Here is a 24,982-nt window from a genome sequence, read left to right as displayed (position 1 = left end):
CAAATGATTCATGCAAGGCATTTTTATTCGTCAAACACAGATAACAGGTGATGCGCTCAATAATCAGCCTTCACCCAGATAAGCCTCTTTGACTTTCGGATCGTTCAGCATATCTTTTGCATCTCCGCTCATGGTGATGTAGCCAGAATCCATCACATAACCACGATGGGCCGCCTGCAAGGCAAGCTTCGCATTTTGTTCAACAAGCAAAATGGTCACGCCTTCGGCCGATACGTTGCGCACAACTTCAAAGATTTTCTCAACCATGATTGGCGACAGGCCCATGGAGGGTTCATCAAGCAGCAATAAATTGGGATGCGACATCAATGCGCGCGCCATGGCGAGCATTTGTTGCTCGCCACCCGACAGGGTTCCCGCCATCTGTGATGCACGCTCTTTCAAACGGGGAAATACACCAAACCATTTATCGATATCTGCTTCGATACCAGCCTTATCGTCCCGCGTAAAAGCTCCCATCATCAAATTTTCTTTGATGCTCATGCGGGTAAAAACGCCTCTACCTTCCGGCACCATGGCAAGATTATTCTTGACAAGCTTAAACGACTCCTGGCCCTTAATCGATTTGCCCATATATTGCATATCGCCATCCACCCTACAGATCGGCAAGGTGCCCGTAATCGCCTTAAGAGTAGTTGTCTTACCGGCGCCGTTAGCACCAATAAGCGTAATCAATTCGCCTTTATTTACCTCGAGATCGATACCTTTGACAGCCTGAATGCCGCCGTAGGAAACTTTCAGACCGGTAATTTTGAGTACATTTGCAACCATTAATGAGCACCTCCCAAATACGCCTCGATAACAGCCGGGTTCTTCTGGATTTCGGACGGTAACCCTTCCGCGATTGGCTTGCCATAATCCAGAACAGTGAGACGATCACAAAGACCCATCACCAGTTTTACATCATGCTCGATAAGCAGAATAGTCTTGCCTTCGGATTTGATTTTCACCAGCAATTCGCGCAAGCCCAGCTTCTCGGTTGCATTCATGCCGGCTGCTGGCTCGTCCAGAGCCAGCAGTTGCGGATCGGTGGCGAGCGCGCGCGCAATTTCCAGACGGCGTTGATCGCCATACGACAGATGGCGCGAAGTCCGATTCGCAAATTTTGCTATACCGACGAAATCCAGAAGCTCCATTGCACGTGTGCGAATTTCCTGCTCTTCTTTACGTGCGGCTTTATAGCGCAGAATCGCGCCCAGAACACCTTGGTGGGTGCGCACGTGGCGCCCCACCATGACATTTTCAAGCGCCGTCATTTCGCTGAATAGACGGATATTCTGGAACGTGCGTGCAATTCCTGCCTTGGCGACCTCATGCGGAGCTGAAGGCGAGTAAGGCTTGCCTGCCAGCTCAAACGAGCCGGTATCAGGTTGATATAAACCGGTTATAACATTGAAAAAAGTTGTCTTGCCAGCGCCATTGGGACCGATCAAACCATATATCTGTCCTTTGACAATCTGGAGATTGACATTCGATAATGCCTGCAAGCCGCCAAAACGCTTGTTGACGCCGGCAATTTTCAGAATGATTTGTTCGCTCATCAATGCTCTCCTTGGGCAGCGACTACACCGGTTACGCGCTCCGGCTTATCGATATCTGCATCAGGTCTATCCTCGTGCTTGGGGGCTGGCCACAATCCTGCAGGGCGGTTGAGCATGATCAGAACCATGGCCAGACCGTACAGCAATTGGCGCAGAATCTCAGCATCTATGATCACGTGACCGAATAGTAACTTCTGGACCGGCTCAACTACATGACGCAGTACCTCAGGCAAGGCTGCAAGAATAATACTGCCAAGTATCACACCGGGAATGTGCCCCATCCCGCCCAACACCACCATGGACAGAATGATGATGGATTCCATTAAGGTAAAGGATTCCGGGGAAACAAAGCCCTGGAAAGACGCAAACATCGCTCCGGAGATACCACCAAAAGACGCTCCCATCGAGAACGCCAACAATTTGATGTTCCGGGTATTGATGCCCATTGCTTTCGCAGCAATCTCATCTTCACGAATGGCAACCCAGGCCCGGCCAAGACGCGAATGCTGCAGGCGGGAAGTAATCAGAACGATGACAATGCACAAGGCCAGAAACAGAAAATAGTATGCATTTACCGATGGCATAGAAAAACTGCCAATTTCAACCGTCGCCATCGAGCCTGATTCGCCGGCCAAAGAAACGCCGAAGATCCGAATCGGCTCGACCATATTGATGCCCTGCGGCCCGTTGGTGATATTCACCGGCCCATTCAGGTTATTCAGGAAAATGCGTATGATTTCGCCAAACCCGAGCGTCACAATCGCCAGATAATCGCCACGCAGTTTCAGCGTCGGTGCACCCAGTAAAGCCCCAAACAATGCCGCCACGCCTCCTGCAATCGGCACGATCAGCCAGACCGAAAGATGAATCCCGTTTTGCGCAATTTCAGGGCCAAATACCCATAATAGAAAATTACCGATGGGCGGATACTGGTTCACAAAGGACTCCAGCACTACCGCAAACTGCGGCGACGCAAGTAAGGCCGTAGTGTAAGCACCGACAGCATAAAAAGCGATGTAGCCTAAATCGAGCAAACCGGCAAAACCCACAACAATATTCAAGCCCAGCGCGAGCATGATATAGAGCAGTGCAAAATCAATAATGCGCACCCAGGAGTTACCAAAATTGGCGGCGAAAAAAGGGAATGCAATCGCGACGATTGCCAGAATGGCAAAGCTGGAATAAGCAGTGGTCGGATTCTTTTTGATGTCAAAGTTAAGTGCCATGAAGTTTTCCTTTAAGCGCGATCAGCCACACGCTCACCCATGATTCCGGACGGGCGCAGTGTCAATACTATAATTAGCACGACAAAAGCAAAAATATCCTGATAGTGACTACCCAGAAAGCCGCCGGTCAGATCGCCAATATAGCCAGCGCCCAGGCTTTCAATCACCCCCAGCAGAATGCCGCCCAACATCGCACCATATATATTGCCGATGCCACCCAGCACCGCAGCAGAAAATGCCTTCAAACCTGGCAAAAATCCCATTGCAAACTGTGCCGAAGAATAATTGGCGCCCCACATTACACCGGCTACCGCCGCCAGAGCGGCACCGATGGCAAATGTCGCCACGATCACTTTATTCGCATCGACTCCCATCAAGCCAGCCACGCGCGGATTCTCGGAGGTGGCGCGCATGGCGCGACCCATCTTGGTTTTTTCAATAAGGATTACCAAGCCCACCATCGAAATGGTCGCCAGTACCAACAACATGACCTGGGTCTGGGAAATCAGTGCGCCGCCGATATGAATCGGCTCACTCGACATGACCTGCGGGAAAGGCAATGGACTGCGTCCCCAAATCATCATGGCAAAAGTCTGTAGCAGAATGCCGATGCCGATAGCAGTAATCAGCGGGGCCAAACGTGGCGCATTGCGCAGCCGTCGGTAGGCCACACGCTCAATAAATACATTGACGATCACACATACCGGTATTGCAGCTGCAATTGCGATCGCCAGCTTGAAGATACCCGGCATGTCGGGTGCCGAGGTTTGGATAATCTTGAGAACGGTCAGTCCGACCATTGCGCCGATCATTAATACCTCACCGTGGGCGAAATTAATAAGACTAAGAACGCCGTATACCATTGTGTAGCCAAGAGCAATCAACGCATACATACTGCCAAGGACCAGGCCGTTAATGATTTGTTGGATAAAAATATCCATAAGTTCAAGCTCCCTTAGAGGACCGTAATTTAGTTATTCTGCGGCTCACCTACGATCGCATCATGTGCGACTGCAGCAAAAACCGTTCCTAGTAATGAAAACGGCACCCGTCGTAAAACTCTTGGGTGCCGTGAGGCTTTTTACCGCTTATGCGATCAAACTTTTCACTACTATGGGAGCATTGAGGGCGTGTCCGATATACATATTGTCTCCTTATCTTGCGTTTTATTTAAACGATTTTTTAATATGTGTGCGCCCTCTATTGGGGCACATCCAAATTAGGCCGGGATTGTACAGAATCCAAATAATAACTTGGCCACTTCAGTGCAGATTTTGCACAGATTCATGCTACTTCAATACTTATACATTAAACAATTTTTATTGCGTACGGCTAAAAACCGCAGCTTTCGTGCGGTAGATATGATAATGAGGAATTCGATAAACAATATATGGAAAATTCCAGTTTATCCTGAACATAGTTCAGCACCACGCAATCAATGCGTATAGAGACACAGATAACAATTTTTGCCATGGTAATAACTTGCATACAAAAAATGCACCTGTATTTTTTGTATTTACAGGAAAAGTTACTGCGCGGGAACTGCATTTATCCACTATTCCAATGTGGACAAACACCATGGTTACGCTTTCCTAGCGCGTATCTGCCAAATATGTGGCGCACACCTATGCATCGATATGCACCAATCTCGTGCGCCGCATCGAATCAGAAACCACGTTTTTTGAGCAAAAAGGTTGCACAAACGCGCTGCTTCCAAATACGCGAACAGCGCTCGCCTATCACGAGTGGCCCAGACCTTTTGGCATGGGGAAGGTAACGTGCTCCTTAACCCCTTCAAGGTGCCTGACGTTCTTGGCGCCTAGCATTGTCAGGCGGTCGATTACAGCTTGCACCAATACTTCAGGAGCAGATGCGCCCGCAGTTACACCAATTCGTCTCTTGCCAGCTAGCCAGTTGGGATCGATTTGGGCAGCATTGTCAACCATATGCGCTACGGTTCCCTTTTTCTCGGCGACTTCACGCAGGCGATTCGAGTTGGAACTGTTTGGGCTACCTACGACAATGACCACATCTACCTGTGGCGCCATGAATTTGACTGCCTCCTGGCGATTGGTGGTGGCGTAGCAAATATCACCTTTTTTCGGTTCGACGATAAGCGGAAAGCGGCTTCGCAATGCGGCAATAATATCGGCGGTATCATCAACGGAAAGCGTGGTTTGCGAGACATAGGCCAGCATCTCGGGCCGCAGCACAGTCAGGGCCTCGACATCGGCAACGGTCTCCACCAGATGCATCCCCTGTTCCGCTTGCCCCATTGTGCCTTCCACTTCAGGATGGCCCTGATGGCCGATCATGACGATTTCACGCCCTTCCCGTCGCATTTTCGCCACTTCCATATGCACCTTGGTCACCAACGGACAGGTTGCATCAAATACCGTCAAGCCGCGTGCAGTTGCGGCGTCACGCACGGCTCTGGAAACACCATGCGCGGAAAAAATCACAATATTACCGGCCGGTACATCATCGAGTTCCTCGATGAAGATCGCCCCTTTACTGCGCAAATCTTCCACTACGTAAGCGTTATGCACGATTTCATGGCGCACATAGACTGGCGCACCAAACTGAAGCAATGCCCGCTCCACGATTTCAATTGCGCGATCGACACCGGCACAAAAACCGCGTGGTTGCGCAAGTAAAATTTCTTTCTCTTCCATCACATGATTCCAATGATTCTGACTTCGAATTTTAGTGCTTGACCCGCTAACGGGTGATTGAAGTCGAACACCGCGCCGGTATCATCCATCGATCGCAAAACGCCGGCAAAGCGGCCACCGCCCGGCGCAGCAAAATCCACCAGGTCGCCAATCGCATATTGCGCATCCGCAGGGGAATTTTCCTGCAGGGTCGATTTCGACACGCGCTGAACCAAGTCCGGGTTGCGGGGGCCGAATGCTTGCTCCGGCGACAATTCAAAGGTTTGATGCGCACCCTCCTGCAAACCGATCAGGCAGGATTCGAGGAAAGGCGCAAGTTGCCCATTACCCAGTTGCAGAGTCGCAGGTTTGTCCTGGAAAGTAGTGACAATATCTTTGCCATCCATGGATGCCAAACGATAATTCAACGTCAGATAAGCTGTGTCGGTGACGACTGGAGTAGGTGTGCTGGACATGTAAAACTCATGGTGATTGAGGATAAGCTGGTATTGTAAGCCAGCTTTATGACTGTCAGCGGCTGCGCAGGCAAACCCGACTAATGAAGGAAGCCCGGCATGGCGATTACGGATTGGCCCGAAGATCAGCGCCCGCGTGAGCGGTTGATCAAACACGGGCCGCAAAAACTCTCGGATGCCGAATTGCTGGCCGTTTTTTTGCGCACCGGCGTCACGGGCAAAAGTGCAGTAGATCTGGGGCGCGAAATGATTGGCCATTTTGGCTCATTGAACGGCTTGTTTTCTGCCCGGATCAAGGAATTCTCAGCCATCAACGGCCTTGGCCCCGCTAAATTTGCACAGTTGCAAGCGGTTCTGGAACTGGCCAGGCGTGCTCTGGCCGAAGAACTGGAAGCCGGCGTCACACTGAGTTCGCCGCAAGCGGTACGCCACTATCTGCAACTGCTGTTGGGCAACAAGCAATACGAGTCGTTCGCCGTACTTTTCCTGGACGTCAAAAATCGTCTGATTGCGTCAGAAGAACTGTTCCGCGGCACACTCACACATGCCAGCGTCTATCCGCGCGAGGTAGTCAAAGTTGCGCTGGCGCACAATGCTGCTGCCATCATCCTGGCCCATAACCATCCATCCGGCTCGCCCGACCCCAGCGCAGCCGATCACTTGCTCACGCGCACGCTCAAGCAGACGCTGGAACTGGTTGATGTGCAGGTGCTGGATCACTTCATCGTCGCGGGGCGACAAATTCACTCATTCGCAGAACATGGCCAACTGTAGCCATTCCATCTCGCTCGTTTCAAAAACAGTGGAGTATATGCAATAACGCACCATTTTCCGCATACATATATGCGGCTTTAAAGTATACATACTTCAGTATATATATTTTAAAAAAATATTAATTTTGCTTAAATATGCACATGCAAGCGCCACCGCTCCAATTTGTTAAATATTATAATATTTAATGACACAATTAATTTTCACAAGTCATTGATAAAACACGGTTTTTTGTCTATACTCTCATTTTTTCCGAATTCGGAAACCATTGAGGAGTAAAGCATGGCACGTGTCTGCCAAGTTACCGGGAAAAAGCCGATGGTCGGCAACAATGTTTCCCATGCAAACAACAAAACCAAGCGTCGTTTTTTGCCTAATCTGCAAAATCGCCGCATTTTCGTCGAATCGGAAAATCGCTGGGTTTCCCTGCGTTTGTCGAATGCCGGTCTGCGTATCATCGACAAACTCGGCATTGATGTCGTACTGGTCGACATGCGTGCCCGCGGCGAAAAAGTTTAATTAGCGCAACGGGATAAAGGAAACCATCATGGCAAAATCTGGCCGCGACAAAATCAAGCTGGAATCGACCGCAGGTACAGGTCACTTCTACACCACTACCAAAAACAAGCGCACCACGCCTGAAAAAATGGAGATCATGAAGTTTGATCCCAAGGCGCGCAAGCATGTTGCATACAAGGAAACGAAAATCAGGTAATCGATTTTTGACCATAAAAAGCCCCGCAAGATTACGTCTTGCGGGGCTTTTTATTTTCTGCGGCATTACCCAGCCGCGATCGTTATAAAAAAACGGCCCGGATGATCCGGGCCGTTTCATATCAAAAGCTGGTTTTTTGCCGATAATCTTGCCGACACTCAGGCCGGCAGATATCGGCTTATTTTAAGCGTAGGTTCGCAAACGCAATGAAAAATCCTGCAAGGCCTTGATGCCGGAAGCTTCGGCCCGGGCGCACCAATCCTGCAACTGCTGCAGCAACTGATCGCGAGTGGCGTGTGAGCGCTCCCAGATTGCACCCAGTTCGACGCGCATTTCGTGCATGGTCTTGAGCGCCTTGCTGTGCGCGAACAGTTCCGAAAGTTGCTGCTGATGGGTAGCTTCCAGCTTACCCGGCTCACGTTGCAAGAGTTTTTTTGATGAACGGAGGAAACCCGACTTCAACTGGTTTTTTTCTTTTAGCTGCACCAGTTCGTCATGCCACGCACGCTTTAGAGATTTGGCGTATTTGGCCATCACGTCATAGCGGTTGGCGATCACCGACTGCAGCGTATCGAGATCTGCAATTTGCTTCTGCTGATCGAATTTTGGTTCCGGCGCGATTTTCTTGACATTTGCCAAGCCGACGATTTCCATCATGCGGATATACATCCAGCCGATATCGAATTCATACCATTTCGACGAAAGTTTTGCAGAGGTGCCAAAAGTGTGGTGATTGTTATGCAGTTCTTCGCCGCCGATCAGAATACCCCAAGGCACGATGTTGGTGGATGCATCGGCGCAATCGTAATTTCGATAACCCCAATAATGCCCAATCCCATTGATAATGCCGGCGGCAGTAATCGGAATCCACATCATTTGTACCGCCCAGACGGTGATGCCAATCACCCCGAACAGCAACACATCGATAAACAGCATCAGCACCACGCCCTGCATGCTGTATTTGGTGTAAACATGGCGCTCTAGCCAGTCATCGGGCGTTCCGTGACCGTATTTTTCGATGGTTTCCCGATTTTTCGATTCGGCGCGGTACAACTCGGCACCTTCGAACAGCACTTTCTTGATGCCACGCGTAACCGGGCTATGCGGGTCTTCTTCGGTTTCGCATTTGGCGTGATGCTTGCGATGAATCGCAGCCCATTCCTTGGTCACCTGGCCGGTGGTCAGCCACAGCCAGAAACGGAAAAAATGGCTTGGAATTGCATGCAGTTCGAGGGCACGGTGCGCTTGGCAGCGGTGCAGAAAAATCGTCACGCAAACAATCGTGATGTGCGTTGCGATCATGGTAAAAATGAATACTTGCCATCCGCTTGCCCTGGTAACGCCATTGGAAAGAAAATCCAGCGACGCCTCAAAAATGCTATTTAAAATCATTACTTCTCCAGAGTTAATCGCATCTACGCGATTATTCCCGATATATTGAACAGAATTCGTGCTTCCGAAATTTTGGCATTGTACGCCATTTGACTAGATCCGATTGAGGCCGCCACAGGACGTGCGGCCGCAACACCTTGAAATGCAATTTTTGCTGTGCCGTGTAACAAGACTTGGCTATAAACCGAAATCGCACAGAAAATACCATTATTTGTAAGGCGTTGCAGCCTGTCGGTGCCGCTCCCAGTTCAGCGCGTAGCGTGCTGCCAGCACCGGATTTTTGCGGGCGATCAGGATATTTTCGGCATTTTTGTGCTGCGCCGACCAGGTGAAGTTATAGCTTCCGGTAATCACCGTAGCACTTGCCAAACCGGCATCTATGACGATGACCTTGTTGTGCGCATTCTGATACCGGGTTTCGAGCCAAACAGGAATGCCGGCCAGCGATAAATCTTGTGCTTTGGAAGATGGAACTTTGGCGGACTGCGCGGCATCGACCAACACCATCACGCCAACCCCGCGCTGCTGCGCAGCAATCAATGCCTGTGCAATTTTTTTACTGGTCAGCAGATAGGCTTGCACCAATACCTGTTTTTTCGCGCCGTCAATCGCGCTAATAATCAGCGCCTCAATATCATCCCAAGGCGAAAAAGCCGCTTGCAAGGTTCCCTGCGCAACTATTGGGTCTGATGAAGATGCATCGAATGCGCGCACCGCCGGTGTGCCCAGCAGCGCGCTGACGCCAATCAGGACAATGCAAGCCCTGAAAATCCGCCGCACATCAAAAAATTCAGTCAACCGGAGCCGGCTCAATTTCAGGCGCCGCCACCAATGGCAGCACCTTGCGTACCATCGCGGCAGCAAAGAAGCCGTCGGTGTGATGCAAATGTGGCGCCAGTTTCAAATAATCCTGCATGTCGAGTGCAATTTTCTGCTCTGCCAATACTTCTTTCATCGGCAGCAGCGTGAAATCCGGATGGTTGGATAAAAACTGGCTGACGATATCTTCGTTTTCCTCGTTCAGCAAGCTGCAGGTTGCATACACCAGACGCCCGCCCGCCTTGACCAGCCTTGCTGCGCTATCCAGAATCGCGCTCTGCTTGGCATTCAGCTCCACAATCGAGTCCGGCGTCTGACGCCATTTGACGTCCGGATTGCGGCGCAAGGTGCCCAGTCCGCTGCATGGTGCATCGACCAATACGCGATCGATCTTGCCGGCCAGGCGTTTGATCTTGGCATCGCGTTCATGCGCGATCAATACCGGATGCACGTTCGACAAACCGCTGCGGGCCAGGCGCGGCTTGAGTTTGGCCAGACGTTTTTCGGAAACATCGAAAGCGTACAGACGACCGGTGTTACGCATCGCCGCACCCAGCGACAAGGTTTTGCCGCCTGCGCCGGCGCAGAAATCGACCACCATTTCCCCGCGCTTGGCACCCACCACCTGGGACAGCAACTGGCTGCCCTCGTCCTGGACTTCAATCGCGCCCTCCTTGAACAAGGGCATGTTTTGCAATGCCGGCTTTTTGATCACGCGCAGGCCCAAAGGCGAATAGGGTGTCGGCTCGCACAAAATCGGTGCTTCGGCCAGTTTGTCCATGACGTCGGCGCGTACCGCCTTGATCGAGTTGACACGCAAATCCAGCGGCGCCGGCTGGTTCAAGGCGTCAGCCAGCTTCAATGTTTGCTCTTCGCCATCGCGTGCAACCAGCTTCTCAAACAGCCATTGCGGCAGATTCGAACGCAATGAAGGCTGCAGCAGGGTGCGGTCGATTTGCATCACACGCGCCAGCCATTCGCCCTCTTCCTCGGTCAGACCGCCGAGCGCATCCACGCCCGCGGCATCTGCCAAACCGAGCAAGGTCAGCTTGCGCATGGTCGCGCCGCCACCCCCGCCACCCGATTCTGCAAAGCTGGAATATACCGATTTGTTGCGCAACAGGCCGTAAATGCCTTCGGCGATGACGCCGCGCTCGCGCGAACCCAAACGCGGATGGTCGCGAAAATAGCGTGACAGCGTGCCGTCGGCGGGGCCGGTAAAACGCAATATTTCGCGTAATACTTCTTCAGTTTGGTGTATGACCGCTGGTGGCAATCTCATGCGAAATCCTTCTTTATATGATCTGACCGACTTTCGCCGGCATTGGTGCGTAACTGTTCTTGCTGTAACGCCAGGCTGCCCTCAATAAACATGCCTACCGCACGCGGATAAATGATGTGTTCCTGCACCAGCACGCGCGCTGCCAGCGACTGTTCGGTGTCGCCCGGCAAAACAGGAATTTTTGCCTGCAGCACGACCGGGCCGTGATCGAGTTCGGCGGTGACGAAATGTACCGTCGCGCCATGCTCGGTGACGCCCGCTGCAAGCGCCTGCCGATGGGTGGCAAGACCGGGAAAATTCGGCAGCAGGGATGGATGGATATTCAAAATCCGGCCGGCGTAATGCGCCACAAACGGCGCCGTCAGTATCCGCATGAATCCGGCCAGCACCACCAGGTCAGGCGCAAAACCGTCTATGGACGATTGCAGCGCTACATCGAACTCTGCGCGGGACGGGTAATCCTGGTTGGCTACTACCGCCGTCGGGATCGCGCGCGCGGCGGCGAATTGCAGGCCGGGGGCGTCAGTGCGGTTGCTGATGATGGCGGCGATTCTGGCCGGCCAGCGTTCGGACTCTACCGCGCGAACGATGGCTTCCATATTGCTGCCGCGCCCGGAAATCAGGATAACGATGTTTTTCATGGCGCGCATTGTACCTTTTGTTGGATTCAGATAGAAAAACAAAAAGCCGAACAAAAAAGCCGACAACGCGGTCGGCATGCTCCAGATTAGCTTTTTTCTGCCTTATTCGAAGGAGTAAAACACCCTGAATGCGACTTTCTTTTCAGCCCAGAAATCGGCCGCATCGCGAAACACATCGAGCAAGTTTTCGCGCGCTTCCTTGTCGAATTTCGGCGTATTCGGAATCTGTTCCAGCACGACTACAAAGCCTGGCTGACGCCCCGCCTGGTGCACCAGGTCGGTCAGGCAATCCGACAGTGCATCAAAATTCTTGCCAAAGTGCTTCGGAAAATAAAATGCTTCCGCAATGGTGGTAAGCACCTGCTGCTTGGTGGTAGCGTCGCCGCAATAGGCGTACAGAAAATGTTGCCCAAGATTGGCGGCCTCCAGCTGCAGATCGGCGACCCGAAAGGCGCGGATGGATTGCACCGCATTTGGCAGCACGGTTTTTAGCAAACTCATTGAACCCTCGGCCGGTACAAAAATGGGGTGCTGGTTTTCATGTCCGTCATTCTGTGATGCGTCGGAAACTGGCATAGTGATCTTCGGTGTAATAGTATTCGCCGGATGCCGGCGGGATGCCGCCGGCCACAATGCGGCGTGCGCCACGATTACGCGCACCCGGCGTTTTGACGGTGTATTCATGGTAATACCCACGCTTTTGCCTGGGCAGAATTTGTTCATAATTGCCAAAAGTCACACCGTCTTTGGCGTAAGCAAAAGGGCCGCCCTGCCTGATTTGCACCAGCACTTGTTGCGCCTGTACGGGCAAAGCGGATACATGCACCGCAGCCAGCGCCGCGGCATCGGTTGCCGACACGCCCGCAGAAAACAGGATCGCAGCAAGGAAAAAAAGGGTATTGCGCAGTGATTTGAAGTTCAAAATCATTTTCCGTCGATTTAATGCGTCCATTGGCGAGCGCCACAAACCCGAATCCTCATAGGGTAACGTGTTGTAGAAAACGAATCAACCCGAATCACAAGGCAGTAGCCTGAATATGCGGCAAAGCAGCAATTATTCAAGCCGGCAGATAAAAAACATCCGGCCTGAGCGCATGTCAACGCGATAGCATTCCAGGTGATAGTTGCGACGTAGCAGACAGTCCCGGACATAAATATATACTACTATATGTATATTTTAATATCGTAATAAATATATGCGGTAAATTGGCATTATATGCATATACTCCGCATATTTTAATAATTTATGAGGGTCTTGGCGGGCCCGGGCTGCAACCGGCAATGCAGGCGCAAAAAAGATCCAGCACGTTCACACTGCGAAAAAATATCCCGCGCCCCCAGATCAATCAGTTCACGGCTATAGCTGGACTGAAATAATAGAGGGGAACGCAGCGCCTCGGATCTGGTTCGCGCCGATGCTGCCCAAGAGCGTTCGGATCGGGCCCGTCCGCCAACACGCAAGCCGCCGATCCGCCAACGTTAATCGCCTTTGACGAGGCCCTCCCGGCGCGGATCGGCGCCACCGAACCACATCTCTTCGCCGTGGATGTTGATGCGCATGATGCCTTGCAGGCCGGAAGTCTGTTCCATCACGCGCACGTTATGACCCTTCGCTTTCAACGCATCCACCAGCGCGTCCGAGACCCTGCCCTGCTCCAGTTCGGTCGGGCCGTTGCGGCTGCCGAAGTTCGGCAGGCTGATCGCCTGCTGCACGTTCAAGCCCCAGTCCATGGTGCCGACCAGCACTTTGCCGACGTAGTTGATGATGGCGGAGCCGCCCGGCGAGCCGGTGGTGAGCACCAGTTTTTTGCTGCCTTTTTCAAATACCAGAGTCGGCGCCATCGAGCTGCGCGGACGCTTGCCGCCCTGCACGCGATTGGCGATCGGGCCATTGGCATCGGCGGAATCGAAGGAGAAATCCGTCAGCTGATTGTTCAGCAAAAAGCCGTCCACCATCTGACGCGAGCCGAACGCATCTTCAATCGTGGTCGTCATCGAAACCGCGTTGCCGTAACCATCGACTATCGAGATATGCGAAGTGCCAGGCAGCTCCGGCGACGTATCCTGGCCCCAGGCCAGAGTCATCGCAGGCGGCGTGCCGGGTTTGGCCGGGCCCATCGACTTGTCGCCAATCAGTGCTGCGCGTTGTGCCAGATACTGCTTATCCAGCAAAGGCTTGAAGCTGTTTCCCGGCAACTGCACGAAATCGGTATCGGCTACATACAGGCCACGGTCCGCATAGGCCAGCCGTCCCACCTCCGAAAACAGATGCACCGCATCGGCATTCAGGACGCCGTCTTTCGGTGCAAACGGGCGAATATCCCGCGCTTCCAGCATGCCGAGCATTTGCGCGATGGCGATGCCGCCGGAGGATGGCGGCGGCATCCCGCATACGGTCCAGGCCTTGTAGTCGCTGCATACCGGCTCGCGCACCTTGGCCTGGTAGCCGGCAATATCAGCCGCGCTCAACAGGCCGGGATTGACCGGATGGCGGCCGACTTTGGCGGCGATATCCTGGGCGATGCGCCCCTTGTAAAAACTATCCGCGCCGCCTGCTGCAATCTCCTTGAAGACTTGCGCCAACAGCGGATTTTTCAGTAGATGGCCGACCGGCCACGGCGCGCCTTGCGGATCATAAAAATACGCGGCGGCGACTGCATCCTTCTTCAGATGCGGTTCTGTGCCCAACAGAATATGCAAGCGTGGACTGACCGCGAAACCTTGCTCGGCCAATCGGATTGCCGGCGAAAACAGATCGGCCCAAGGCAACTTGCCGTATTGCCGGTGCGCTAATTCCAACATGCGCAGCACGCCGGGCGCACCGACCGAACGGCCACCGACTACGCCCTCATAAAACGGCAGCGCTTTTCCATTCGCATCCTGAAACAACTTTTCGGTAGCCTTGGCCGGAGCGGTTTCACGGCCGTCAAAAGCCTTCACGATGCTGCCGTCGAAATGCATCAGGAACGCGCCGCCGCCAATGCCGGAAGATTGCGGCTCGACCAGATTAAGCACCATCTGGGTCGCAATCGCCGCATCAACCGCCGATCCGCCAGCCTTCAGCACTTGGTAGCCGGCATCGGTCGCTAACGGATTGGCCGCAGCCACCATGAATTTTTTAGAGGTTGTGCCGGATTTTTCGGTGTAGCCGCTGGCGGCTTCCGGCGCATTCATGCCGGCAACTGGCACTTCGTAATGGAAACTTGGACTGCTGGCACAAGCACCCAGCAAAACGGCAGCGGCACAGGCAATAACGCAGGCTCTGATTGCAATCATGACGGTCTCCCAAAGAAAAAAGGCAAGCGAAGCTTGCCTTTTTTTAGTGTAGCCGGATTAACCAGTATCGTCACTGATCGTCATTGCCATAATGCGGGAACGACAATCCGGCACATCAGCCGATTATTTCGGCTGCATCCGAATCGCGCCGTCCAGCCGGATAGTTTCACCGTTGAGCATCACGTTTTCAATGATGGCTTTTGCCAGATGCGCATATTCGGCTGGCTTGCCCAGGCGCGGTGGGAACGGCACCATCGCGCCCAGTGCATCCTGCACTTCCTGCGGGAAGCCGAGCAGCATCGGAGTCTCGAAAATCCCCGGTGCAATAGTCATTACGCGAATGCCGCTGCGCGACAGATCGCGCGCCATCGGCAGCGTTAGGCCGACCACGCCAGCCTTGGATGAACCATAAGCGGCTTGGCCGATCTGGCCGTCGTAAGCGGCTACCGAGGCAGTATTGATGATGATGCCGCGTTCGCCCTGTTCGGTAGCGTCGGTTTTCGCCATTGCGTCGGCAGCCAGGCGCGACATGTTGAAGGTGCCGACCAGGTTGATGTTGATAACGCGCTGGAAGATTTCCAGCGGATGCGGGCCGTCTTTACCGACCGTTTTCACCGCAGGCGCGACGCCGGCGCAGTTGACCAGGCCACGCAGAGTGCCGATTGCGGTTGCGGCGGCGACCACTGCCAGCCCGTCCGCTTCGGAAGCGACATCACATTTGACGAATTTGCCACCCAGCTCTGCCGCCAGTTTTTCACCGGCTTCCACCTGCACGTCCGCCAGCACGACTTTACCGCCGCCTTCAACGATCATGCGTGCAGTTGCCGCGCCCAGGCCAGAGGCACCGCCGGTAATAATGAATACGCTATCTTTGATTTGCATGGTTTGCTTCCTTGATGAGATGGGTTTCGATTACCGCTTTTGTTACAGACTAAAATTTGTAAAAATTACGCTGACGTTTACGTAAGCGTAAGCATCAATCGTTTCGGATTGTAGCCAATTTTTGCACTGCAACGTAAAAAAAGCGGCAACTGCCGCTTTTTTGGTTTGCATTTGGCATCAGCGCAGTTTGGCTCCTGTTGCAATCGGCGCTGTAATCACGCTCACCTTGGTTGCTACCACGGCCGGAGTTACGCCGCCGGCGCCGGTCGATGGCGCCGCCAACGCAACCGGTGCTGGCATGGCGGCGCTCTGCATCCCGGTTCCAGGCAGCAAAGGCACGATCAGCAGGGCCACAATATTGATGATCTTGATCAGCGGATTGACCGCCGGTCCGGCGGTATCCTTGTAAGGATCGCCCACCGTGTCGCCGGTGACCGCCGCCTTGTGCGCGTCCGAACCCTTGCCGCCAAAATTTCCATCTTCGATATATTTCTTGGCGTTATCCCAGGCGCCGCCGCCAGTCGTCATCGAAATCGCGACAAACAGGCCGGTGACAATGGTGCCCATCAACAAGCCGCCCAACGCTGCTGGCCCGAGTATCAAGCCGACCAGCACCGGCACCACCACCGGCAACAGCGATGGAATGATCATTTCCTTGATCGCGGAGGCGGTCAGCATATCGACTGCCTTGTCATACTCCGGCTTGCCGCTGCCGTCCATGATGCCCTTGATGTCGCGGAATTGACGCCGCACCTCGACCACCACTGCGCCGGCTGCGCGCCCCACTGCTTCCATCGCCATTGCACCGAACAGGTACGGAATCAAGCCGCCGATGAACAGACCGACGATCACCATCGGATTCGACAAATCGAAAGAAGTGCTGATTCCGACTGCATTCAGCGCGTGGGTGTAATCGGCGAACAGCACCAGCGCCGCCAGGCCGGCAGAGCCAATTGCGTAACCTTTGGTGACGGCCTTGGTGGTGTTGCCGACCGCATCCAGCGGGTCGGTGATCGCGCGCACCGAATCCGGCATGCCGGACATTTCGGCAATGCCGCCGGCGTTATCGGTGATCGGTCCGTAAGCGTCGAGCGCCACGATGATGCCGGCCATCGACAGCATCGAAGTGGCGGCAATCGCGATCCCGTACAGGCCGCCGAGCCAGTAAGAAGTCAGGATGGCGGCGCACACTGCCAGCACCGGATAGGCGGTCGACCGCATCGATACGCCCAGGCCGGCGATGATGTTGGTGCCGTGACCGGTAGTCGATGCCTGGGCGATATGCTTGACCGGCTTGAAATCGGTGCCGGTGTAATACTCGGTGATATACACCATCAGGCCGGTCAGCACGATGCCGACCAGGGCCGAGCCCATCATCGGCAAGCGCATTTGCGGCGGCATGATCAGCCAGGTCACGATTGCGAAACCGATCAGCGACAAACCGGCCGCCCACCACAAGCCGGTATACAGCGCAGACATGATTTTCTTGCCTGGCTTGGCCTTGACCATGCTGCAGCCGATGATGGAAGCAAAAATGGATGCGCCGCCCAGCGCCAGCGGATACAGCACCGCTTGCGACTCCGCGCCCTTGACCAGCAGGCTGCCCAACAGCATGGTGGCAATCAGCGTCACCACATAGGTTTCGAACAAATCGGCCGCCATGCCGGCGCAATCGCCGACATTGTCGCCGACGTTGTCGGCGATGACGGCCGGATTGCGCGGATCGTCTTCCGGAATGCCGGCTTCCACCTTGCCAACCAGATCGGCACCGACATCGGCGCCTTTGGTGAAGATGCCGCCGCCGAGTCGGGCAAAAATAGAGATCAGGGAAGCGCCGAAAGCCAATCCAATCAGCGGCTTGATGACGTCATGCAACGACACCGTATGACCCAATCCGTGCGGCGCCGACACCGTGAGTACCCAGTAAAACAGCGTTACTCCCAGCAAGCCGAGTCCGACCACCAGCATGCCGGTGATCGCGCCGCCCTTGAATGCGACATCGAGCGCCTGGCTCATGCCCTTGGTGGCGGCTTGTGCAGTGCGTACGTTGGCGCGCACCGAGACATTCATGCCGATGAAGCCGCAAGCGCCAGACAATAGCGCGCCGATCAGGAAGCCGACCGCGGTGGTCAGCCCGACTCCTGGCAACACGGCAATGATAATGAAAAGGATGACGCCGACCAGTGCGATGGTGCGGTACTGTCGCGCCAGATAGGCGGCAGCGCCCTGCTGAATGGCAGCTGCGATTTCCTGCATCCGGGGGTTGCCGGGGTCTTGCTTGAGAATCCAGCGCCGTGAATTAAGTCCATAAATAACTGCAACCAAGCCACTCAGCACCGCAAACCATAAAACTGCTGCCATATTGCCTCCCCTGTTATTAACGAAGTGGTTAAAACAACATCTCTGGTAGTGGTGCTGGATATCCCTATTCCAGCGCTCGCTGCCTGTTTTTTACAAAAATCCATGATTCTTTTACTTAAGCTCAGACGCAGAGTTCACGAGTGACGCGCAAAGCACGAACCGGCCCCGCAACACAATGCATTTCTTGAAAAATATGGAGTATCACTGTTTTCATGGCATTTACCGCATATATTCATTGCGGTTATTAAATATACTCGCATTAATTCTGAAGCTGCATCGAATCGCCGCTTCAGCGTAAGCACCAACTCCGGCGCTGTCCACGACCTTTTTTCGTGCCGTTCGTGTTTTTTGTGGGTATTGTTTCCGCCGTGCTGAACATGCGTCAGCGGTGACTGCATGCTTGACTGTGCGCGCCAACAAAAAAGCGGACACAAGGTCCGCTTCTTTATTTACTCTGCCAGTGCAGCAAAAGCCCGATCGCGAATTTCCTCGACCTGGCCGACGCCGACTATCTTGCGATACTTGGGCGCGCCCGGCAAACCGGCCTGCGCCCAGTTGCCGTAATACTTGACCAGCACTTCGGTTTGTTCGTGATACACCGCGAGGCGCTTCCTGACGGTTTCTTCCTTGTCGTCATCACGCTGCATCAACGCGTCACCGGTTTCGTCATCCTGGCCGGCAACTTTCGGCGGATTATATTCGACATGGTAGGTGCGACCCGACGCCGCATGAACGCGGCGGCCGCTCATGCGGTCGATGATAGCTTCGTCCGGAACATCGATTTCCAGTACGTAATCGATGGCAACGCCCGCATCCTTCATCGCATCGGCCTGCGGAATGGTGCGCGGAAAACCGTCGAACAAATAACCATTGGCGCAATCGGCATTTTTCAGACGATCCTTGACCAGACCGATGATGATGTCGTCCGACACCAAACCACCGGCATCCATCACTTTTTTTGCTTCCAGACCCAGCGGCGTTCCTGCCTTGACTGCTGCACGCAGCATGTCGCCAGTGGAGATTTGCGGAATATTGTATTTTTCCTTGATGAATGTTGCCTGTGTACCTTTGCCGGCACCTGGTGCTCCTAACAGGATGAGACGCATGTTAATTTCCTAAGAGTTTGAATTATGTCCGCAATTGCAGCCGATAGGCGCCGGGTTAGAGCGATATGCTGCATTGCAGTAATATGTTTTATCACATTAAGTTTTCACGAAACTTACCACAAAACCACACGAAGTCGTTGCTTTGAGTGCGAATTCACATCAAAAAATTGACACAAAACAAACGTTTACAGGAAGTATTGCCGCACCCGAATCAGGTCATCCTGGGTATCGATTCCGCAGGCCGGCGTCGTATCGGTGACATATACGGCAATTGGGAAACCGTGCCACAGCGCGCGCAATTGCTCTAGCGCCTCAATCTGTTCCAGCGGCGACACCGCCAGCGCCGGATAGGCTTGCAGGAATACATTGCGATACGCATACAAGCCGATATGGCGCAGGGGAACAGCGCCTTGCGGCAAGACCGATTGGGACTCTGCAAAAGCATCGCGATGCCACGGTATAGTCGCGCGCGAGAAGTACAGCGCCCGGCCGAACTTGTCGAGCACGACTTTCACCACGTTCGGATTGAAGGCATCGCGCGCGTCACTGATCGGATGCGCGGCGGTGGCCATCGATACCTCGGCGCTGATCTGCGCTGCGGTCGCAGCAATCAAGGCTGGATCGATCAGCGGTTCGTCGCCTTGCACATTGACCACTACCGCATCGGCAGCCAGGCCGATGGCAGCGGCAACTTCGGCGATCCGGTCGGTGCCGCTCGGATGGTCGCTGCGGGTCAGGCTGGCGCGCACCCCGTGAGCGGCGCAGGCGGCCAGAATATCGGCGTGATCGGTGGCGACGATGACCTGGCTGGCGCCGGACAACATGGCGCGTTCGGCCACTCTTACCACCATCGGCTTGCCGCCCAGATCAGCGAGCGGTTTATTGGGCAGCCGGGTCGATGCCAGGCGGGCCGGAATGATGACGGTAAACTCCATCGGGCGCTTTACGTATTGTCCTGGATCTGCAACGGAGCATTCAACGCACGGGCCTGATCGGCCCACATGATGGGAATGCCGTCGCGGATCGGATAGGCCAGTTTGTCGGCGCGGCAGATCAGTTCCTGCGCTTTTTTGTCATGTACCAGCGGGCCTTTGCACAGCGGGCATACCAGGATATCAAGTAGTCGATTGTCCACGACATTTCTCCAGAATTCGTTGGGCCAGCGCGCCATCCAGGCACGCTGTCACGGGAACCACCCACAAGCGCGGGTCGTTTTTCAGTTCAGTCACGAGCGCACATTTTACTGCATCCTTCTCTGTAATCAGGATGATGTCGGCGGCAATATCGCCAAAGGGATTGACGGCAAAATCGTAATGATCCGGCAACGGCAACTCCTCAAAATCCAGCCCGGCCTGGCGCAAAGTGGCAAAAAACCGTGCCGGATTGCCGATGCCGGCTGCCGCCACGATTTTTACCGGCAACATATTCAGCTTTTGCCCCGTCAACTTTTGCCCCGTCAATTCCTGCAGCGGCAACTGTTGCGTCGGGTCGCACAGGCGTTGCGCCACCGCGCCTGCCAAAACCATCCGGTAAGCGTCCGTCGGCATGCCGTCAGGCAGATCCGCGCCCGCCGTCAAATTGACCACCGTAAAATCGCGCCGGCGCGCGGCCGGTTCGCGCAAGGGGCCGGCCGGCAGCAACCAGCCATTGCCCGCACCGCGGCCATCGAACAGGACGATTTCGACATCGCGCGCCAACCGGTAATGTTGCAGTCCATCGTCGCACACGATGCAATCGAGTTCCGGATGCGCTGCCAACAAGGCTTTCGCCGCTGCCACCCGATCGCGCCCGACCATCACCGGGCATTGCGCACGGCGGGCAATCAGCAGCGGTTCGTCGCCGACCTGCTGCGGCGTCGCATCCGGCCACACCAAGCGCGGTGCCGCGTCTGGATTTCCCCGCGCCCCATAGCCGCGTGAAATCACGCCGGGCGCACGGCCGGCACCGCGCAACGCATCGACTAGCCAGATCGTCAGCGGCGTCTTGCCGGTGCCGCCGACGAAGACATTGCCGACGATGATGACCGGCACCGGCAACCGCACCGATGCCAGCCAGCCGCGCCGGTATAGCGCCCGTCGCAGCGCCAGCAAGCCGCCGAACAGTCGGGACAGCGGCCACAACGCGCACGCCAGCAACCCGCGGCGCAGCCAGGCGCGGCTTAAAATGGATTCGAGGGTGGATGCGGCTGAAGCCAAGGCGCTGTTTTCCGATGATCGTAGCAATTCTTTAAGTGCTACATACATACAGTAGCATTTTTAAAACGCCAAGATAATTATGCGGGAAATGCCATGTTTTTTGGCATACTGCCACTATTTATAATATTTCCGGGATACTGCAAGATCACTTCTTGGTGCTGACCTGGGTCGCGAAAGTCACCTTGGCGAATTGCGCCAGACGCGCCGCTTCCAGTACGTTGATCACGCTTTGATGGGTTGCGGTGCCGTCGGCGCTGATGATCACGACCGGGTCTTTTTGCGCCACACCATTGAGCATCGCTGCGGCTTTCAGGCTTTCGGCCAGTTCCTGCACATCATGGTAGGCCACCGTAGTATTGTTGATCACATAACGGCTGTTGTCGGTACTGACGCCGACATTGATCTCGAACGGCCGCTGCTGCACCTTTTCGGCGTCCGCGCTCGGCAGCGTAATTTGCAGTTCGGAAAACTTGCTGTACGTGGTCGTGACCATCAGGAAAATCAGGATCACCAGCAGCACATCGATGAATGGAATCAGATTGATTTCAGGGTCTTCATGTCTGCGATTTTTATGAAATTTCATGCCGCGCCTTCCGTTTATGACTTGCGTGCACCGTGCACGACGTCAACGAATCTCACGGCTTTTTGTTCCATATCGACGACGAAACTATTCACCAGCGCACGAAAATGCCGGTAAAAAACCATCGCCGGCATCGCAATCAGCAAACCAAAACCGGTGTTGTAGAGCGCCACCGAAATACCATGCGCCAATTGCGTCGGATTGGCGCCGGCGGCGGTCTGCGAACCGAAAATTTCGATCATTCCAACCACGGTGCCGAACAGGCCCATCAGCGGCGCCAGCGAAGCGATCGTTCCCAGCGTGGTCAGAAAACGCTCGAGTTCATGCGCCACACCGCTGCCGGCTTCCTCGATCGATTCCTTCATGATCTCGCGCGGCGCGTCCACGCTGCGCAAACCGGCGGCCAGCACCCGGCCTAATGGCGAATTCTGTTCCAGCTTGTCGATCACTTCAGCGCTCACCTGGCCGCTGCGATAAACGTGGATCACTTCGTCGAGCAAAGTCGGCGGCAGCACCAGGCTATGCCGTAAATATAGGCTGCGTTCAATAATCAGTGCCAGCGCAATGACCGAAGATATGAGCAACAGCCAGATTGGCCACCCAGCTGCTTGAATAATGGCGAACAAAAGAAACTCCCTATAGATATTGATACTGAGATTGACAATGATATTGATACTGCGGTTGACGATGGCTTGAATATCACGAAGCCGCAATGTAACGTGTTGGACCCGTCACGGCAAGTACGAATCATCCTAGAAACCTCAGTTGGACAGGGTCAAGTGTGCATTTTTCCGACTCTCTGGCTAGGCGCGACGCCCGTAACCCTATAGGGTAGGAGTTTGTCCTTGCAAGGACGAACCGTTACGCAGGCGCGGGGCAATGCCCCACGAAACCCCAGCTTCACCGAAGCAACCTTCATGTTACTAGGAAGAGCAACGACGCCAGGGAGTCGAAAAAGTGTGCAATCGGCCCTGTAGCGCTCTCACCCAAATGGAGAACGACATAAATGTCACAATTCTCAATTTAATCAATTATTTATCGGAGCTGATTAGCGGTCAACTGAGGTTTCTAGGATACTAGCCGGCCCATTTGAAGCGGGATCATTCACACTCGGGAAGTTCTGCACAGATTATGTGGATAACTTTGTGCACAAGTCGCTGCAAGCGGATTAAGTGTTTGATTTTTATCGCTTTAAAACGCATGACCTAAAATGTGGCAAAACTTTTGTACAGCACCATCCAGCAGCCGCCATCGACAGCGATGTTGTGCACATATTGTGTGGATAACTTTGTGGGTAAACCCATGGATAAACCATAAGTCATTGATTATTAAATGCTTTAATTCATTGATTAAAATAAATGCACAGGAAGTTTCCTGATCCCAATCCCGATGATTTTCTTGCAAACTGCGCCACCGCAGACCTGTGGCACAGCATAAACAATGTATACCGGCAGCATTGCATGGGACAATCGCCAGCAGCGCCGGTTCTGCACAGTTTCTGTGGATAACTTTGTGCGTAAGTACTACGATCAATGCCGAAGTGCTTGATCCGTAAGGATTTTTTATTGCCGCTCATAAAGCGTGCAGCGCCTTTTTATCATTTGAACAGCATGAGCCCAAACAATTCCCTGGAAAATCCACTTACTGCTGCGCCCATCCTGAGCGTCTCGGCACTCAATCAGGCCGTAGCCAGGATGCTGGAACGCAGCTTTCCACTGACTTGGGTTGCGGGTGAAATCTCCAACTTCACCCGCGCCGCTTCCGGCCACTGGTACTTCACGCTCAAAGACAGCGCAGCCCAGGTGCGCGCCGTGATGTTTCGCGGCCGCGCCCAATACGCCGACTTCATTCCCAAGGACGGCGACCAGGTCGAACTGCGCACTTTGGTGACGCTGTATGCGCCGCGCGGCGATTACCAGCTGAATGTGGAAGCGATCCGACGCGCCGGCCTGGGCAACCTGTTCGAAGCGTTTTTGCGGCTGAAAGAAAAACTGGAGCTTGAGGGCTTGTTCGACCCGGCGCGCAAACGGCGCTTGCCGGTATTCGCCAGAACCATCGGCATCGTCACCAGCCCGCAAGCCGCCGCGCTGCGCGACATCCTGACCACGCTGCAACGCCGCGCCCCGCATGTCGAAATAATCCTCTACCCGACTCCGGTGCAAGGCGAAGGCGCTGCTGCCAGGATCGCCCACGCGATCCGGATCGCCTCCAACCGCGGCGACTGTGATGTATTGCTGGTCTGCCGGGGCGGCGGCAGCATCGAAGATTTATGGTCGTTCAATGACGAAGCGGTGGCGCGCGCCATCGTTGATTGCAACATGCCGGTGATTGCCGGCGTCGGCCATGAAACCGATTTCACCATCGCCGACTTCGCCGCCGACCTGCGCGCGCCGACCCCGACCGCCGCTGCCGAGTTGGCGGTCGCGCCGCGCGCCGACTGGCTGGCAACCGTAATGACGCAGGCCGACGTGCTGCTGCGCGCGATGCGGCGGCAACTGTCCGACCAAGGGCAAACGCTGGATTGGTTGTCGCGCCGGCTGCAGAGTCCAAAAGCCACCATCGCCCGCGAACGGATGCAATTGCAAGCGCTCGGCAATCGCCTGAATCTGGCCACCCGCACCCCGCAAAATGCAGCCCGCTTTGCCTTGGCGCAATTCAGCACCCGGCTCGGCGCACGGCGGCCCGATAGCGCGGTCCAGCGCAGCATGCTGCAGGAACAGGCGCGCCGTCTTGATGCGCGACTGGCGAGCGCAGCCGCGCAACGCCGGCAAGCGCTGGCGGCGCTGACCGCCCAACTGGAGCTGTTAAGCCCGCAACGCACGCTGGAACGCGGCTACGCGATCGTCACCAATGCCAAAGGCCAGGTCATCCGCAGCACCAAGGCATTGCACCCGCGCGACACTGTCACGCTGCGCCTGGCCAGCGGCAGCGCCCGGATCGGCATCGCCAGCGTGCAACCGGCCCTGGAATCGCTGGAGTCATTAAATTCATTGGATGCATCCGAATAAGCGCCGCCTGCAAGCGATGCGCATCCGTCATACAATTGG

25 protein-coding genes are annotated in these 24,982 nt (G+C 54.6%); 4 read left to right on the top strand and 21 right to left on the bottom strand.

The window, feature by feature from the left end:
- Window positions 1-63: 63 nt before the first annotated feature.
- The 6 genes from KGFNPO_RS03540 to KGFNPO_RS03515 form a co-directional block, all read right to left on the bottom strand.
- On the bottom strand, window positions 64-789 hold the full coding sequence (locus tag KGFNPO_RS03540) for an ABC transporter ATP-binding protein (protein ID WP_472614796.1): 726 nt from the start codon (window positions 787-789) through the stop codon (window positions 64-66).
- On the bottom strand, window positions 789-1,559 hold the full coding sequence (locus KGFNPO_RS03535; RefSeq protein WP_472633122.1) for an ABC transporter ATP-binding protein: 771 nt from the start codon (window positions 1,557-1,559) through the stop codon (window positions 789-791). The genes KGFNPO_RS03540 and KGFNPO_RS03535 overlap by 1 nt, the downstream gene beginning before the upstream one ends.
- Entirely contained in the window at window positions 1,559-2,785 is a 1,227-nt protein-coding gene (locus KGFNPO_RS03530) for an ABC transporter permease subunit (protein WP_472633121.1), read from the bottom strand. Before KGFNPO_RS03530 ends, KGFNPO_RS03535 begins: the two co-directional genes overlap by 1 nt.
- A gap of 11 nt (window positions 2,786-2,796) precedes the next feature.
- Entirely contained in the window at window positions 2,797-3,726 is a 930-nt protein-coding gene (locus KGFNPO_RS03525) for a branched-chain amino acid ABC transporter permease (RefSeq protein ID WP_472614793.1), read from the bottom strand.
- Between the two features lie 798 nt (window positions 3,727-4,524).
- On the bottom strand, window positions 4,525-5,460 hold the full coding sequence (ispH, locus tag KGFNPO_RS03520; protein ID WP_472633120.1) for a 4-hydroxy-3-methylbut-2-enyl diphosphate reductase: 936 nt from the start codon (window positions 5,458-5,460) through the stop codon (window positions 4,525-4,527).
- Window positions 5,460-5,915: an FKBP-type peptidyl-prolyl cis-trans isomerase gene (locus tag KGFNPO_RS03515; RefSeq protein ID WP_472633119.1), complete on the bottom strand. Its 456-nt coding sequence runs from the start codon at window positions 5,913-5,915 to the stop codon at window positions 5,460-5,462. Before KGFNPO_RS03515 ends, ispH begins: the two co-directional genes overlap by 1 nt.
- 99 nt (window positions 5,916-6,014) lie before the next feature.
- Here KGFNPO_RS03515 and radC point away from each other — a divergent pair, with 99 nt between their 5' ends.
- The 3 genes from radC to rpmG all read left to right on the top strand — a co-directional run bounded on the left by radC (window position 6,015) and on the right by rpmG (window position 7,401).
- Window positions 6,015-6,689, top strand: coding sequence for a RadC family protein (gene radC / locus KGFNPO_RS03510; RefSeq protein ID WP_472614790.1), 675 nt, complete (start codon window positions 6,015-6,017; stop codon window positions 6,687-6,689).
- Between the two features lie 279 nt (window positions 6,690-6,968).
- Window positions 6,969-7,205: a 50S ribosomal protein L28 gene (gene rpmB / locus KGFNPO_RS03505; protein WP_472614789.1), complete on the top strand. Its 237-nt coding sequence runs from the start codon at window positions 6,969-6,971 to the stop codon at window positions 7,203-7,205.
- A 28-nt stretch (window positions 7,206-7,233) separates the two neighbouring features.
- On the top strand, window positions 7,234-7,401 hold the full coding sequence (gene rpmG / locus KGFNPO_RS03500; RefSeq protein ID WP_472614788.1) for a 50S ribosomal protein L33: 168 nt from the start codon (window positions 7,234-7,236) through the stop codon (window positions 7,399-7,401).
- A gap of 183 nt (window positions 7,402-7,584) precedes the next feature.
- Here the strand turns inward: rpmG and KGFNPO_RS03495 are convergent, their stop codons facing one another.
- The 15 genes from KGFNPO_RS03495 to KGFNPO_RS03425 all read right to left on the bottom strand — a co-directional run bounded on the left by KGFNPO_RS03495 (window position 7,585) and on the right by KGFNPO_RS03425 (window position 22,561).
- Complete coding sequence (locus tag KGFNPO_RS03495) at window positions 7,585-8,793, bottom strand: DesA family fatty acid desaturase (RefSeq protein ID WP_472633118.1); 1,209 nt, start codon at window positions 8,791-8,793, stop codon at window positions 7,585-7,587.
- A gap of 207 nt (window positions 8,794-9,000) precedes the next feature.
- Window positions 9,001-9,591: a phospholipase D family nuclease gene (locus KGFNPO_RS03490; protein ID WP_472633117.1), complete on the bottom strand. Its 591-nt coding sequence runs from the start codon at window positions 9,589-9,591 to the stop codon at window positions 9,001-9,003.
- A complete protein-coding gene (locus KGFNPO_RS03485; RefSeq protein WP_472633116.1) occupies window positions 9,584-10,894 on the bottom strand; it encodes an RsmB/NOP family class I SAM-dependent RNA methyltransferase in 1,311 nt (436 codons plus the stop codon). Before KGFNPO_RS03485 ends, KGFNPO_RS03490 begins: the two co-directional genes overlap by 8 nt.
- Window positions 10,891-11,535 (bottom strand): phosphoribosylglycinamide formyltransferase, encoded by a 645-nt coding sequence (gene purN, locus KGFNPO_RS03480; protein WP_472633115.1) that lies wholly within the window; start codon window positions 11,533-11,535, stop codon window positions 10,891-10,893. Before purN ends, KGFNPO_RS03485 begins: the two co-directional genes overlap by 4 nt.
- Window positions 11,536-11,637: 102 nt before the next feature.
- Window positions 11,638-12,111: a barstar family protein gene (locus KGFNPO_RS03475; RefSeq protein ID WP_472633114.1), complete on the bottom strand. Its 474-nt coding sequence runs from the start codon at window positions 12,109-12,111 to the stop codon at window positions 11,638-11,640.
- Complete coding sequence (locus KGFNPO_RS03470; RefSeq protein ID WP_472634379.1) at window positions 12,083-12,463, bottom strand: ribonuclease; 381 nt, start codon at window positions 12,461-12,463, stop codon at window positions 12,083-12,085. The genes KGFNPO_RS03475 and KGFNPO_RS03470 overlap by 29 nt, the downstream gene beginning before the upstream one ends.
- A gap of 551 nt (window positions 12,464-13,014) precedes the next feature.
- Window positions 13,015-14,811 carry a gamma-glutamyltransferase gene (ggt, locus tag KGFNPO_RS03465; protein WP_472633113.1) on the bottom strand — a complete coding sequence of 599 codons (1,797 nt, stop codon included), beginning with the start codon at window positions 14,809-14,811 and terminating at the stop codon, window positions 13,015-13,017.
- Between the two features lie 123 nt (window positions 14,812-14,934).
- Window positions 14,935-15,693, bottom strand: a complete 759-nt coding sequence (locus KGFNPO_RS03460; RefSeq protein ID WP_472633112.1) for a 3-hydroxyacyl-CoA dehydrogenase — start codon at window positions 15,691-15,693, stop codon at window positions 14,935-14,937.
- A 177-nt stretch (window positions 15,694-15,870) separates the two neighbouring features.
- Window positions 15,871-18,054, bottom strand: a complete 2,184-nt coding sequence (locus KGFNPO_RS03455; protein WP_472633111.1) for a sodium-translocating pyrophosphatase — start codon at window positions 18,052-18,054, stop codon at window positions 15,871-15,873.
- 449 nt (window positions 18,055-18,503) lie between these two features.
- Entirely contained in the window at window positions 18,504-19,160 is a 657-nt protein-coding gene (gene adk / locus KGFNPO_RS03450; protein ID WP_472633110.1) for an adenylate kinase, read from the bottom strand.
- A gap of 185 nt (window positions 19,161-19,345) precedes the next feature.
- Complete coding sequence (kdsB, locus tag KGFNPO_RS03445; protein WP_472633109.1) at window positions 19,346-20,095, bottom strand: 3-deoxy-manno-octulosonate cytidylyltransferase; 750 nt, start codon at window positions 20,093-20,095, stop codon at window positions 19,346-19,348.
- A gap of 8 nt (window positions 20,096-20,103) precedes the next feature.
- The gene (locus tag KGFNPO_RS03440) at window positions 20,104-20,295 is read right to left on the bottom strand and encodes a Trm112 family protein (protein WP_472633108.1); all 192 of its coding nucleotides are present in this window, start codon (window positions 20,293-20,295) and stop codon (window positions 20,104-20,106) included.
- The gene (gene lpxK / locus KGFNPO_RS03435) at window positions 20,276-21,403 is read right to left on the bottom strand and encodes a tetraacyldisaccharide 4'-kinase (protein ID WP_472633107.1); all 1,128 of its coding nucleotides are present in this window, start codon (window positions 21,401-21,403) and stop codon (window positions 20,276-20,278) included. Before lpxK ends, KGFNPO_RS03440 begins: the two co-directional genes overlap by 20 nt.
- 97 nt (window positions 21,404-21,500) lie before the next feature.
- On the bottom strand, window positions 21,501-21,938 hold the full coding sequence (locus KGFNPO_RS03430; RefSeq protein WP_472633106.1) for an ExbD/TolR family protein: 438 nt from the start codon (window positions 21,936-21,938) through the stop codon (window positions 21,501-21,503).
- 14 nt (window positions 21,939-21,952) lie between these two features.
- Entirely contained in the window at window positions 21,953-22,561 is a 609-nt protein-coding gene (locus tag KGFNPO_RS03425; protein WP_472633104.1) for a MotA/TolQ/ExbB proton channel family protein, read from the bottom strand.
- A 984-nt stretch (window positions 22,562-23,545) separates the two neighbouring features.
- Here KGFNPO_RS03425 and xseA point away from each other — a divergent pair.
- Window positions 23,546-24,943: an exodeoxyribonuclease VII large subunit gene (xseA, locus tag KGFNPO_RS03420; RefSeq protein ID WP_472633103.1), complete on the top strand. Its 1,398-nt coding sequence runs from the start codon at window positions 23,546-23,548 to the stop codon at window positions 24,941-24,943.
- Window positions 24,944-24,982 lie beyond the last annotated feature (39 nt).

The sequence above is a fragment of the Gelidimonas diazotrophica genome (assembly GCF_055694025.1).
This window is presented reverse-complemented; position numbering and strand designations above follow the sequence as displayed.

Excerpts from the sequence above, each read along its gene's own strand:
- ggt (WP_472633113.1), bottom strand. The coding sequence starts at position 14,811 with ATGATTGCAATCAGAGCCTGCGTTATTGCCTGTGCCGCTGCCGTTTTG.
- KGFNPO_RS03460 (WP_472633112.1), bottom strand. The coding sequence starts at position 15,693 with ATGCAAATCAAAGATAGCGTATTCATTATTACCGGCGGTGCCTCTGGC.
- kdsB (WP_472633109.1), bottom strand. The coding sequence starts at position 20,095 with ATGGAGTTTACCGTCATCATTCCGGCCCGCCTGGCATCGACCCGGCTG.
- KGFNPO_RS03540 (WP_472614796.1), bottom strand. The coding sequence starts at position 789 with ATGGTTGCAAATGTACTCAAAATTACCGGTCTGAAAGTTTCCTACGGC.
- KGFNPO_RS03485 (WP_472633116.1), bottom strand. The coding sequence starts at position 10,894 with ATGAGATTGCCACCAGCGGTCATACACCAAACTGAAGAAGTATTACGC.
- KGFNPO_RS03535 (WP_472633122.1), bottom strand. The coding sequence starts at position 1,559 with ATGAGCGAACAAATCATTCTGAAAATTGCCGGCGTCAACAAGCGTTTT.
- radC (WP_472614790.1), top strand. The coding sequence starts at position 6,015 with ATGGCGATTACGGATTGGCCCGAAGATCAGCGCCCGCGTGAGCGGTTG.
- lpxK (WP_472633107.1), bottom strand. The coding sequence starts at position 21,403 with ATGTATGTAGCACTTAAAGAATTGCTACGATCATCGGAAAACAGCGCC.
- KGFNPO_RS03475 (WP_472633114.1), bottom strand. The coding sequence starts at position 12,111 with ATGCCAGTTTCCGACGCATCACAGAATGACGGACATGAAAACCAGCAC.
- xseA (WP_472633103.1), top strand. The coding sequence starts at position 23,546 with ATGAGCCCAAACAATTCCCTGGAAAATCCACTTACTGCTGCGCCCATC.
- ispH (WP_472633120.1), bottom strand. The coding sequence starts at position 5,460 with ATGGAAGAGAAAGAAATTTTACTTGCGCAACCACGCGGTTTTTGTGCC.
- rpmG (WP_472614788.1), top strand. The coding sequence starts at position 7,234 with ATGGCAAAATCTGGCCGCGACAAAATCAAGCTGGAATCGACCGCAGGT.
- purN (WP_472633115.1), bottom strand. The coding sequence starts at position 11,535 with ATGAAAAACATCGTTATCCTGATTTCCGGGCGCGGCAGCAATATGGAA.
- KGFNPO_RS03515 (WP_472633119.1), bottom strand. The coding sequence starts at position 5,915 with ATGTCCAGCACACCTACTCCAGTCGTCACCGACACAGCTTATCTGACG.
- KGFNPO_RS03530 (WP_472633121.1), bottom strand. The coding sequence starts at position 2,785 with ATGGCACTTAACTTTGACATCAAAAAGAATCCGACCACTGCTTATTCC.
- KGFNPO_RS03430 (WP_472633106.1), bottom strand. The coding sequence starts at position 21,938 with ATGAAATTTCATAAAAATCGCAGACATGAAGACCCTGAAATCAATCTG.
- rpmB (WP_472614789.1), top strand. The coding sequence starts at position 6,969 with ATGGCACGTGTCTGCCAAGTTACCGGGAAAAAGCCGATGGTCGGCAAC.
- KGFNPO_RS03455 (WP_472633111.1), bottom strand. The coding sequence starts at position 18,054 with ATGGCAGCAGTTTTATGGTTTGCGGTGCTGAGTGGCTTGGTTGCAGTT.
- KGFNPO_RS03495 (WP_472633118.1), bottom strand. The coding sequence starts at position 8,793 with ATGATTTTAAATAGCATTTTTGAGGCGTCGCTGGATTTTCTTTCCAAT.
- adk (WP_472633110.1), bottom strand. The coding sequence starts at position 19,160 with ATGCGTCTCATCCTGTTAGGAGCACCAGGTGCCGGCAAAGGTACACAG.
- KGFNPO_RS03525 (WP_472614793.1), bottom strand. The coding sequence starts at position 3,726 with ATGGATATTTTTATCCAACAAATCATTAACGGCCTGGTCCTTGGCAGT.
- KGFNPO_RS03470 (WP_472634379.1), bottom strand. The coding sequence starts at position 12,463 with ATGATTTTGAACTTCAAATCACTGCGCAATACCCTTTTTTTCCTTGCT.